Origin of the sequence: Pseudomonas sp. P867 (assembly GCF_019891455.1) — a bacterium.
GTDB lineage: Bacteria > Pseudomonadota > Gammaproteobacteria > Pseudomonadales > Pseudomonadaceae > Aquipseudomonas > Aquipseudomonas synxantha_A.
Window position 1 is genome coordinate 423,070 of record NZ_JAFLXB010000002.1, and the last position, 12,483, is coordinate 435,552.

6 protein-coding genes and 1 pseudogene are annotated in these 12,483 nt (G+C 60.0%); all 7 read left to right on the top strand.

Annotated elements, in window-relative coordinates; all coding sequences use genetic code 11:
* The first annotated feature begins 98 nt into the window (after window positions 1-98).
* The 7 genes and pseudogenes from aspA (at window position 99) to J1G33_RS05485 (ending at window position 12,470) form a co-directional block, all read left to right on the top strand.
* Entirely contained in the window at window positions 99-1,523 is a 1,425-nt protein-coding gene (gene aspA / locus J1G33_RS05455) for an aspartate ammonia-lyase (protein WP_032878672.1), read from the top strand.
* A 392-nt stretch (window positions 1,524-1,915) separates the two neighbouring features.
* Window positions 1,916-3,361, top strand: a complete 1,446-nt coding sequence (locus J1G33_RS05460; RefSeq protein ID WP_005792545.1) for an alanine/glycine:cation symporter family protein — start codon at window positions 1,916-1,918, stop codon at window positions 3,359-3,361.
* A gap of 76 nt (window positions 3,362-3,437) precedes the next feature.
* Window positions 3,438-4,415 (top strand): asparaginase, encoded by a 978-nt coding sequence (locus J1G33_RS05465; RefSeq protein ID WP_223017790.1) that lies wholly within the window; start codon window positions 3,438-3,440, stop codon window positions 4,413-4,415.
* A 49-nt stretch (window positions 4,416-4,464) separates the two neighbouring features.
* The gene (locus J1G33_RS05470; RefSeq protein WP_032878669.1) at window positions 4,465-5,457 is read left to right on the top strand and encodes an AraC family transcriptional regulator; all 993 of its coding nucleotides are present in this window, start codon (window positions 4,465-4,467) and stop codon (window positions 5,455-5,457) included.
* 132 nt (window positions 5,458-5,589) lie between these two features.
* A complete protein-coding gene (locus J1G33_RS05475; protein WP_032878668.1) occupies window positions 5,590-6,624 on the top strand; it encodes a histone deacetylase family protein in 1,035 nt (344 codons plus the stop codon).
* Window positions 6,621-7,712, top strand: coding sequence for a polyamine ABC transporter substrate-binding protein (locus J1G33_RS05480; protein ID WP_032878667.1), 1,092 nt, complete (start codon window positions 6,621-6,623; stop codon window positions 7,710-7,712). The genes J1G33_RS05475 and J1G33_RS05480 overlap by 4 nt, the downstream gene beginning before the upstream one ends.
* Before the next feature lie 151 nt (window positions 7,713-7,863).
* Window positions 7,864-12,470, top strand: a pseudogene (locus J1G33_RS05485) (DUF6543 domain-containing protein).
* The last annotated feature ends 13 nt before the right edge of the window (window positions 12,471-12,483 follow it).

Here is a 12,483-nt window from a genome sequence, read left to right on the forward strand (position 1 = left end):
TAGCCCAGTGTTTAACAGCATTGGCCCAAAAACTTCTACAAGCCTAGCATTCGCAGCGTTCCGGCCAGTTCCGGGTCCATATCGAGATGATTTCCGTCATGTCCTCTGCTGCATCTTTCCGTACAGAAAAAGACCTGCTTGGCGTACTCGAAGTACCTGCTCAAGCGTATTACGGCATCCAGACCCTGCGAGCGGTGAACAACTTCCGCCTCTCGGGCGTTCCGATTTCGCATTACCCGAAATTGGTGGTCGGCCTGGCAATGGTCAAGCAAGCAGCGGCTGACGCCAACCGCGAGTTGGGCCAGCTCAGCGAAGCCAAGCACGCTGCCATCAGCGAAGCCTGTGCCCGCCTGATCCGCGGCGATTTCCACGAAGAGTTCGTGGTGGACATGATTCAAGGCGGCGCTGGCACTTCAACCAACATGAATGCCAACGAAGTCATCGCCAACATCGCGCTGGAGGCCATGGGCCATCAGAAAGGCGAATACCAGTACCTGCACCCCAACAACGACGTGAACATGGCGCAGTCGACCAACGACGCCTACCCGACCGCGATCCGCTTGGGTCTGCTGCTGGGCCATGACGCGCTGCTGGCCAGCCTCGACAGCCTGATCCAGGCGTTCGCCGCCAAAGGCGCCGAGTTCAGCCATGTGCTGAAAATGGGCCGTACCCAATTGCAAGACGCCGTGCCGATGACCCTCGGTCAGGAATTCCGCGCCTTCGCCACCACCCTGGGTGAAGACCTGGCGCGCTTGAAGACCCTGGCGCCGGAGCTGCTCACCGAAGTGAACCTGGGCGGCACCGCCATCGGCACCGGCATCAACGCCGACCCACGCTACCAGGCCCTGGCCGTACAACGCCTGGCCACCATCAGCGGTCAGCCGCTGGTACCGGCGGCCGACCTGATCGAAGCCACCTCCGACATGGGCGCCTTCGTGCTGTTCTCCGGCATGCTCAAGCGTACCGCGGTGAAGCTGTCGAAGATCTGCAACGACTTGCGCCTGCTGTCCAGCGGCCCACGCACCGGCATCAATGAGATCAACCTGCCGGCGCGCCAGCCAGGCAGCTCGATCATGCCCGGCAAGGTCAACCCGGTGATTCCGGAAGCCGTTAACCAGGTGGCATTCCAGGTCATCGGCAACGACCTGGCCCTGACCATGGCGGCCGAAGGCGGTCAATTGCAACTGAACGTGATGGAGCCGCTGATCGCCTTCAAGATCTTCGACTCGATCCGCCTGCTGCAACGCGCCATGGACATGCTGCGCGAGCATTGCATCGTCGGCATCACCGCCAACGAAGCACGCTGCCGCGAACTGGTGGAGCACTCCATCGGCCTGGTCACCGCGCTGAACCCCTACATCGGCTATGAAAACGCCACCCGCATCGCGCGTATCGCTCTTGAAAGCGGCCGCGGCGTGCTGGAACTGGTGCGTGAAGAAGGCTTGCTCGACGACGCCATGCTCAACGACATCCTGCGCCCGGAAAACATGATCGCTCCACGCTTGGTCCCGCTGAAGGCCTAAGCGTTTGTTGCACCGCTCACCAGGCTGAGGGACTAGACACCTCTCACCTTTTGAGGGCCTGAAGGCTCGTTCTTCAGGCCCTTTTTTTTGCCTCAAGGTTGTGAAATGAAGCCCATAAAAACTCCAATATCGCCCTGCAAACCCACCTTGCTTGCCACCGCGTGGCTGAAACCTTTAATCAGCCCGTGCAGACGGATCAGTCTCGCCTAGGTATAGTGCCGCCCCTCTCGCGTCTGCGGCCATCGGTAACGAGGCCCGGGTACCACGCGAAACCGCATGAATAACAACACCCGCAAAAGGATGGGGATCGAAGCGTCGTGCACTGCCTGGTGCTGAGCGATGCGTCGGACCGTCCTGCGTTTGCCATCAGAAAAATCAGCGAGGAACACTCCATGCTCGAAGTCATCAACGACTTCCTCTCAGGGAAAGTACTGATCGTGCTCATAGTCGGGCTCGGCGGTTATTTCACGATCCGCTCGCGTTTCGTTCAATTGCGTCACTTTTTCCACATGTTCTCGGTGTTTAAAGACAGCCTCAAGAGCAGCGCCGGTCAACTCAGCTCGTTCCAGGCGCTGATGCTCAGCCTGGCCGGCCGCGTGGGTGCCGGTAACATCGCGGGTGTCGGTATTGCTGTGACCCTGGGTGGTCCGGGGGCGGTGTTCTGGATGTGGGTCACTGCTCTGGTGGGCATGTCTTCGAGCTTTATCGAGTGCTCCCTCGGCCAGTTGTACAAGCGCACCGACGCTGAAGGCACCTACCGTGGCGGCCCGGCCTATTACATCCAGCACGGCCTGCAGAAGCGTTGGCTGGGGATGGTCATGGCGTTCCTGCTGCTGGTGACCTTCGGTTTTGCCTTCAACGGCCTGCAAGCCCACGCCGTGACCCACTCGCTCAATAACGCCTTTGGCCTCGACACCACTTACACCGGCCTCGCGCTGGCGGTGTTGTTGGGCCTGGTGTTCATCGGCGGGATCAAGCGTATTGCGTCGATTGCCGACCTGCTGGTACCGGTCAAGACCCTGGTGTACATCGCCGTGACCCTGTACGTGATCGTGCTGCAATTCGACCACGTACCGGCCATGCTCGCGACCATCGTCAAGAGCGCGTTCGGCCTCGACCAAGCCTTCGGTGGCCTGGTGGGCAGCGCGATCATCATGGGTGTAAAGCGCGGCGTGTTCGCCAACGAAGCAGGTCTGGGCAGTGCGCCTAACGTAGCCGCGGTGGCTTCGGTAGAGCATCCGATCGCCCAGGGCGTGGTGCAAGCGTTCAGCGTGTTCCTCGACACCTTCGTGATCTGCACCTGTACTGCGTTGCTGATCCTGCTGTCGGGTTTCTACACCCCAGGCTTTGAAGGCGACGGCATTGCCCTGACCCAGAACTCCCTGGCGGCGGTGGTCGGTGACTGGGGCCGCATGTTCATCTCGGTGGCCCTGGCGTTGTTCGTGTTCACCTCGATCATGTACAACTACTACCTGGGCGAGAGCAACCTGCGCTTTCTGGTCGGCAATAACCGCAAGGTGCTGATGGGCTATCGCGCACTGGTGCTGGTGCTGATTTTCTGGGGTTCGATCGAGAACCTGAGCACCGTGTTCGCCTTCGCCGACATCACCATGACCATGCTCGCGTTCGTCAACCTGTTCGCCCTGGCATTCCTGTTCAAGATCGCCATGCGCATCCTCAACGACTACGACAACCAGCGCGCGGCGGGCATCAAGACCCCGGTGTTCGACTCCAGCCAGTTCCCTGACCTGGACCTGGACCGCAAGGCCTGGCCGGCCAATCCGGTGAAGCCTGAAGCAGCACCCTCGGCTGAACTGAGCGCTCAAGCGCAACGTTGATCACCGCTAGATGACACGCCGCCCGGCCTTGGGCATGCTCTGGGCCCGGCGGCGTTTTTCGTTCAGGAGATTTCTCATGCAACCAGCTAACAACGTGATGGTGCTCTACACCGGCGGCACCATCGGTATGCAGGCCAGCGCCAATGGCCTTGCGCCCGCTTCAGGTTTTGAGGCGCGTATGCGCGAGCAGTTTGCCGATGCACCAGTACCTACATGGCGCTTCCGGGAAATGTCGCCACTGATCGACAGCGCCAACATGACCCCCGCCTATTGGCAGCGCCTGCGTACCGCCGTGGTTGAAGCCGTGGACGACGGCTGCGACGCGGTGCTGATCCTGCACGGCACTGACACCCTGGCGTACAGCGCGGCGGCCATGAGTTTCCAATTGCTGGGCTTGCCCGCACCGGTGGTGTTCACCGGCTCGATGTTGCCGGCCGGCGTGTCGGACAGCGATGCCTGGGAAAATGTCAGCGGTGCTTTGGCGGCATTGGGCGAAGGCCTGGCAGCGGGTGTACACCTGTACTTCCACGGCGCGCTGATGGCGCCGACCCGTTGCGCGAAAATTCGCAGTTTCGGGCGCAATCCGTTTGCGACCTTGCAACGCCAGGGTGGCATTGCCCGCACCGAGTCCCTGCCGGCCGCGCTGGATTACCGTCAGCCCAAAGCCTTGGCGAATGTCGCCGTACTGCCGTTGGTGCCGGGTATTGATGCCGCGCAACTGGACGCTGTAATTGGCAGCGGCATTCAGGCGTTGGTACTGGAGTGCTTCGGAAGCGGCACCGGGCCAAGTGACAACCCAGCCTTCCTGGCCAGCCTTCAACGTGCGCAGGACCAGGATGTGGTGGTGGTTGCTATCACCCAATGCCATGAAGGCGGCGTGGAACTGGACGTGTACGAGGCCGGCAGCCGGCTGCGCGATGTGGGCGTACTGTCCGGTGGCGGCATGACCCGCGAGGCAGCGTTCGGCAAGCTCAACGCCCTGCTCGGTGCCGGGCTGGAGACCAGCGAAATCCGTCGCCTGGTGGAATTGGACCTGTGCGGCGAACTGAGCTGACCGGCATGTAACTTGCTCCACTTCCAGCCTCTCCTGGCTGGAAGTTCCCATGCTGCACTCCCACCTCACCACCCTCAATGCCGTGTCCTTGGTACTCAGCACCTTCGAGGCCGAAGGTTTGCCCCACGAAGCGTTGCTGGCCGGCAGCGGCATCTGCGCGGCGGACTTGAGCCGCGCCGACACGCGCATCGCCACGCACCAGGAGATGCAAGTGTGCGCCAATGCCGTGGCCCGTCAGCGCGATATCGGCCTGATCGTTGGCCGGCGTATGCATGTTTCTTCCTACGGCATACTGGGCTATGCCCTGCTCACCAGTGCCACTTTCGGTGACGCTTTGCACCTGGCCCTGCGGTATCCGGCGCTGTTGGGAACACTCTTCGAACTGAGCCTGGAGGAAGACGGCGAACGTATCTGGTTCACGGCCGGCGACTACCGCGAAAACCCGGCCCTGACCGCCTTCAATGTCGAGTTGTGTCTGGGATCACTGAAGGTCATCTGTGACGACCTGCTCGGCCATCCCCTGCCCTTGCTGGGCGCTCGTTTTGAGCACGACGCGCCGGATTATCAGGCGCGCTACGCCGAGAGCTTCGACTGCCCGCTACAGTTTCAGGCTATTGCCAACGCGTTCGCCTTTGATAAACGCTGGCTTGCCCAACCGTTGCCCCTGGCCGACACGGTCACCCACCAGGCCATGGTCGAACGTTGCCGCAAACAAAACACCGAATTCACCGGGCGCGAGGCCTGGCTGGGGCGAATCCGCCAGTTGCTGGCCGCACAACTGCACGCCGCCCCTGGGCTCGATGGCCTGGCGCAGCAGATGAACTGTTCGGCGCGCACCCTGCGCCGGCACCTGCATGACCTGGGCTGCAGCTATCAGGAACTGCTCGATGAGTTGCGCTTTGAACGCGCCAAACAGTTGTTGGCTGACAACCTGTGGCCGATCCACCGAATTGCCGAGACGCTGGGGTTCAGCGAAACGGCGAGTTTCAGACATGCCTTCGTGCGCTGGAGCGGCGTGACGCCGAGCCAATTTCGTGCATGACGCGCCAATGAGGGGCGAATTGCGGACACACACTTTGGCCATATTGATCCCCTTTTGGCCGCTCCTGACGTTCTCATAAACCGCGCCCACCGCAAGACTGCATACACCGATACAGCTTGCGGAGAACAACAAATGCTGACGATCTACTCGGACGATCACCACCTGCACCACGGCCGTTGTGAACTGATGGACGGGCAACTGATGCCCTGCTTTGAAATGCCCTCGCGTGCCGACCACGTGCTGCAACGGGTCAAGACGCGGGAACTGGGCCCCGTGCAGGCCCCGCAGGATTTTGGCCTGGCGCCGCTGCAACGCGTCCATAGCCGCGACTATCTGGATTTCTTCAAAGGCGCCTGGCAACGCTGGACCGAATACGGCCAGGACGGCGACCTGCTGCCCTACACCTGGCCCGCCCGCACGTTGCGCCGCGTGATTCCCACCAGCCTGCACGGCCAGTTGGGCTATTACAGTTTCGACGGTGGCGCGCCGATTACCGCCGGCACCTGGCAAGCAGCCTACAGCGCCGCGCAAGTCGCCCTCACAGCCCAGGCCGCCATCGCGCAAGGCGCCCACAGTACCTTCGCGCTGTGCCGCCCGCCTGGGCATCACGCCGCCAGCGATTTGATGGGCGGTTATTGCTACCTCAACAACGCAGCCATCGCGGCCCAGGCGTTCCTTGATCAGGGCTGCAAAAAGGTCGCGATCCTCGACGTGGATTACCACCACGGCAACGGCACACAGTCGATTTTTTATGCACGCAGCGACGTGCTGTTCACCTCGATCCACGGCCATCCGGAGGCAGAGTTTCCGTTCTTCCTCGGGTATGCAGATGAGCAGGGAGAAGGCATCGGAGAAGGTTTCAACTTCAATTACCCGCTACCCGCAGGTTCAGGCTGGGAGGCTTGGAGCGCAGCGCTTGAACAAGCCTGCACAGAGATCGAGCGCTACGCCGCCGACATCATCGTGGTGTCCCTGGGCGTGGACACCTTCAAGGACGACCCTATCTCGCAGTTCAAGCTCGACAGCCCGGACTACCTGGCCATGGGCGCGCGCATTGCCCGCCTGGGCAAGCCCACGCTGTTCGTGATGGAAGGCGGCTACGCGGTGGAGGAAATCGGCATCAACGCCGTCAACGTGCTGGAAGGTTTCGAGGAAGCAGCCCAATGAACATACTCAAGTCGCTCGCCCTGTGCGCCGTGGTTGTCAGTGGCGCAGCCCAGGCCGAAGAAAAAACCCTGAAGGTCTACAACTGGTTCGACTACATCACGCCCAAGGCGCTGGAAGACTTCAAGGCACAGAACCCGTCGATCAAGTTGGTGTATGACATCTTCGACACCAACGAAGCCCTGGAAGCCAAGTTGCTCACCGGCAACTCCGGCTATGACGTGGTGGTGCCGTCCAATGTGTTCCTGGCCAAGCAGATCGAAGCCGGTGTGTTCCAGCCCCTGGATCGAAGCCAGTTGCCCAACTGGAAGCACCTGGACCCCAAGCTGATGAAGCTGATCGAAGCCAACGACCCCGGCAATCAATACGCCGTGCCCTACATGTACGGCACCATCCTGATCGGCTTCAACCCAGCCAAGGTCAAGGCGGCCCTGGGCGACAACGCCCCCGTGGACAGCTGGGACCTGATCTTCAAGGAGGAAAACCTCAGCAAGCTCAAGCAATGCGGCGTCGCACTGCTGGACTCGCCCTCGGAAATACTGCCCCTGGCGTTACAACACCTTGGCCTGGACCCCAACAGCGGCAATCCCAAGGACTACGACAAGGCCGAAGCACTGATGATGAAGATCCGCCCGTTTATCACTTACTTTCACTCCTCCAAGTACATGGCCGACATCGCCAACGGGGATATTTGCGTGGCGGTGGGCTATTCCGGCAGTTTTTCCCAAGCCGCCAACCGTGCCAAAGACGCCAAGAATGGCGTGACCGTGGACATGCGCCTGCCCAAGGAAGGCGCGCCGATCTGGTTCGACATGCTCGCCATTCCCAAAGGCGCCAAAAACCCGAACGACGCCTACACCTTCATCAACTACCTGCTGCAACCCACAGTGATCGCACCCATCAGTGACTTCGTCGGGTACCCCAATCCAAACAGGGACGCTACCGAGAGGGTCGACCCGACCATTCGCCACAACCCCAACCTGTATCCGACCGACACCGCCATGGCCACGCTCTACACCCTCATCCCCCTGGACAGCAAAGCCGAACGCGCCAGGACAAGGGCCTGGACCAGGATCAAATCCGGCACCTGAAGCACCTTGGTTTGACGTGTACCTTCGAATGCGCTTGTGAAGGTGGCCTATCTAAGCACCGCCTCTCTGTGTGGCCGCGCCCTAGCATGGAAATTTCTAGCCTTGACCTCAGGGCTGGTTCCACCAAACGGCCAGACAGGGAAGCCTCACCATGAACGCCCCCGCTTCAACGACCACGCCCTCGAACACATCGCGTCCGGATGCACGCATAGCGCTGCTCACCCAATTCTCTACAGGTCCTTCGTTCAGGGAGACTGCAACCCTGCTGCTGCGCGAGGCGCTACAGGAGCAGTACCCGACGCTGGATATCGACCCGGACACCGTCATGCTCGCAACGCCCACCTGGAACCTGGATGACGACCGGGTCAGCGCCGGCCCCACCGAGTACCAGGCCCTGAGTGACATCCTTGCCAGGCAGGCAGTGCTGGCGGTGCCGATCCTGTACCTTCAGGGCGAGCACTTTCTCACGCAGCAACCGATCATCGAGCCGGCGGTACACCTGCCCGTGCGCGTGACTGAAATCGCCAAGACCATCAACCAACTTGCGCCTTCGATGCTGCGGGCCTACCAGCAACAAACGATCAACTATTGGAATCAAACCAACGGCAGCGGCCCACATTGGCACGAGCTGTCGAACCTGCTGCGCACGGTGTGGGATGTCGAGGCCGCCGATGACTGGACCGCCACCGAGTGTGCCATGGCTCGCGCCCTGTTCACTCACCCCGACAAAGCCGACAGAAAGGGCAACGACCTCTACAAGCTCAGGGCTTGCCTGGTTGATATCGACCGAGTCGACGATGAAGGGCAGGTCAAGCACGTCAATGATGTGATCATCGCGGTATTGATCGGCGAACACGAAGGCAAAACCACAGTCCTCACGCATTCGCTGCTCAAGGGTTATGAAAAGTTTCCTTCGCTGGAGCACCTGGGCCAATCCTTGCCCGCGCACCTGTCGGGCTCTGTCACGGACCCGCAAATCCAATGGCGTCTGTTTGAACCGGACGGCAACTTCTTTGATCACCAAGCCTGTGCCTTGGTGTCATTGCAGATCGATACCATCGCTGAAATCGACTTCTCCGACCTGCGCAAAACCAACAACGTCGATATGGCACTGGGCACGCCACCTGCTGCTGCCCCGCCGCCTGCGCAAAGCAGCCCGGATCTGGCCTGGTACCGCGAGCAGATGCCCGACTGGCTGACAAACGCTTCACCCAGCGACTCGAATTTCTATGCTCGGCACCTCAAAGACCTCGCCGCGCTGCATAACCAGAATGCCGGTCGGTCGTTCCTGGACGACGTCCCTACTATCGAGGCGTACGCGTTGAAGGTCATCAAGGCAAAGGTGATCAAGGACCACCCGGATAGCACTAACCTGCCCTTGGAGAAGATCTTCCTGCAAATAGAGAGCCCGGTCGTGTGGGGCGCTTTCGTCGTTCCGGGCCAGGTTGAGAGCAACACGTTCAGCCTGGTTGAACTGGCCCTGCAAAACCTGATTGCAGTGCCCGTCGGTAACAAAGTGGTCAAGACCAGCAATGGTTCCAACCTGCCTGAGTGGATGACCCCTGCCTATTTTGAATCGCTGGCCACCGATGCCGATATTGGCCGTACCTACCCTGCGCTGATCAAGGAAAAGCTGCTGGATGACACTCAGGAATCTGCACGCCGTAATACGCTATATAGCCAACACCTGCGTATCCAACTGCCGATGCAAGCCTTGCAAGCCAAGATCCGCCAGGAAGGCAGCATTGACGAGCAGGGCTACCGTTATGTGACCGCGGTGATGCAAGAACAGGCCACTGACAGCAAAGTGGACGGGCAAGCCATCGTACTCAGGCCCTTGGCCTTCGTGCCCACCCGGCGCACGGACACCTCTGTGGACACGGTCGCCAACATGTACGTGATAGGCCCCGAAGACCCGGCGGCCGGGCCATGCCTCTTGTACCGGCCGCTGTTCACGCCAGCCCTGATGCAGTTCCCGTCGCCGGCCAACCTCATCTATACGATCGCGCAATCGAGCAGCTTGTGCGAGTCGGTCTTGGCCTGGCTGCCGGATGCGGTCCGCAGCGACTATACCAACTATGTATTTCCCGGCTCGCTGCCTTCACCTTGGGCGGTCGCCGATTACCTGGTGGAGCCCGACAAGCTATGGACCATGAGCGGGCCAATGACCCTGGGCACCGAAGTACTCAACGGTGATCGATTCACCACAATGTTCAAGGCCAATGCCCAGGTCCTGATAGAACTGGCCGACCGCCAATCGGTGTCCAACGCCGAAAGCCGTTGGGCGACCTTTAAACACGCCGGCTGGGTGATCTTCAATGGGGTGCTGCCGTTTCTGGGGCGCACCATCGGCACGGGCGCCTGGATCTGGCAGGTGGTCGATCAACTGCAAACTTTTGTGCAAGCCCATGACCACGACGAAAAACAAGCCGAGTGGTCGGCACTCACCGATGTCCTGTTGAACCTCGGCATGGCGATCACGTTGCACGCCGCCAGCCGCAGCCACCGTACCGGCTACCCACGCAAGACCACGCCAAAGCTGACCAAAGCGACCAGCACAAAGCAGGTCACGATCAAACAAGAGGTGACCCTGACCAAGGAGCTGCCGGCCACACATTTACCGCACCTGCACACCAGCGGCGCAATCAAGCGCATACCCAGCGAACTCGCAACCGTGCTCGACAGCTTCAAGGTCAGCAAACCGCAAGGCCTCGGCGCGGCTGAAACCTCAAAAAACCAATACCAGCATCTCTTTCATCAGGCACAGAAGTATTACGTCCCCGTAGGGGAGCGCTGGTTTGAGGTCAGTGCCGGTGAAGATGAAGCGGTAGTCATCATCGACCCGAAGCAGCCCGGTCGAACAGGACCTGCGTTGATTCACAACGCTCAGGGCCAATGGTTCATCGACACTCGTCTGCGCCTGCGCGGCGCCGGTTCCAAGCAGCTGCAGGAGCAGTCAAAATCCAAAGCTGAGATCAACGCGATAGAAGCCAAAAGACGCCTGACGCTATTTGAACAAAACAAACCCACTGCGCAATTGGAGTTGCAGCAGGCCCGTCTGGCAATGTCGGACACCGCGTCATCCACTTCATCCGAGATCAGCCGCCAAACCTACCTGCAAAAACTCAAGAGCCAGAGCAGCGACTACGAAAAGGCACTGCAACAGCTCAAGATATTGAATGTGTTCTCGCCCAGCGCGGACTATCAGCAACACGCAATCCGCTACGTGAGCGCCCAACTGGAGCTGACTCGGACCGGTATCACCGAGGCGCAAGTCGCCTTCACACCTAAACTCAAAACCGTGCTCGACCAGATCGAACATCAAATCAGCCATCCAGAGGAACGTCATATCGACGATGCCCGCATCATGACCGAATTGAGCCAGGACATGATCCAGCGCCTGAACTACAGCCAATCGCGGCTTACCCAACTCAAAGCGCTGGGTGAGCTGGGATTCGAGCAAATTCGCAATTACCGGAGTAAATTGCCAAGCTACACCGCCCGCGACCTCAGGGCCTTGCAAGTGTCGATGGCGCGCAACTTATGCCTGGACGGCAGCAGCATCGCCACAGCCTCGTCAGCCTGGAGTGCCATTGACACCATCGTCGACGCCGCCAACCTGTCGATTCAGGCCTTGCATGAAACGTCGATGGAGCGTAGCCAGCCGCGCTTGGATGAACGCATCGAAACCCTTGGCAGCCTGGTGGAACAGTTCAAGATCATCGACGAACGCCTGCAGGATTTTCCGGACGAGTTTCCTGACGCAGCGCTGCCTGCACGTATCACGACCCTGCGCGAAAAAATCCGCGATTTCTATCGCGAAACCCTGGGTAGCCTGGAACTGCTGCACGCGGATCGGGACACGCTCAGAAGTCGCCCGACACCGCCTTCAACACCGCCAAGAGCAAAGAAAAAATCATTCACACGCGCTACAACGGGGTATTGGTGGGAGTACCACGACTGACAGAAGCTGGCGATGAAACCGGCATGGTGGATGTCATCTCTCCTCTCAACCAGCAGATCATGGCGACCTTTCACGAAAAAACCCCAGGTGTGTGGGTGCAGCACGTCAATCCCGTCGAGACCACCACTACCACCACTACTCTGGACGTCGCCACCAGTATCAGCCAGGCCCAGGAGCTTCTGGACGGGTTGGGGGCCTTCAAGCAGCGCACTGGCCAACAGGCGATCAAACCGGAGCGCAGCGCTACTGGCATTGAATGGCTGTACCACCAGCATGCGTTAAAACTGGAACAGGCCTCTGCAAACATTGAGCAGGCTCTGACCCAAAGCAACTCCACCGAGAGCAACGGGGGCTCTGCGGCTCTGGTCAACAAACAACTGAGCGAAGCGGCGCAGGCACTCTATCAAGAGGCGGCTCGCCAGAAACTGCAAATGATCAAGAAACGCCCACCCACCATCAGTAGCGTGGAATGGCTTAAGCAAAACAACGAGATCGTAATCAAGAGAACCGTCAAACGCCGCCGGCTCAAAGGGCCTGTCAAGGTCTACCTGGATGAGTACACCCTGAGTAACCGCAGTGATAAAACTGTGCTGTGGTATGCACACTTCCATTATTCGGCCGAATGGGTGCCCGCCAGGGCTTTTCTCAGGGGCCGCTTGAAAACCCCGCAAGAGCACGCCCGGGGAGTAGATGCCGACAGTCTTGACGGCCTCAACGAACAGCAAAAAACCGCGTTCTACCTCAGCGAAATAAACCGGGACCAGGCCCAGCGGTTGTTTTTCAAGGTGAAGTAACCTCAGTGCCGGA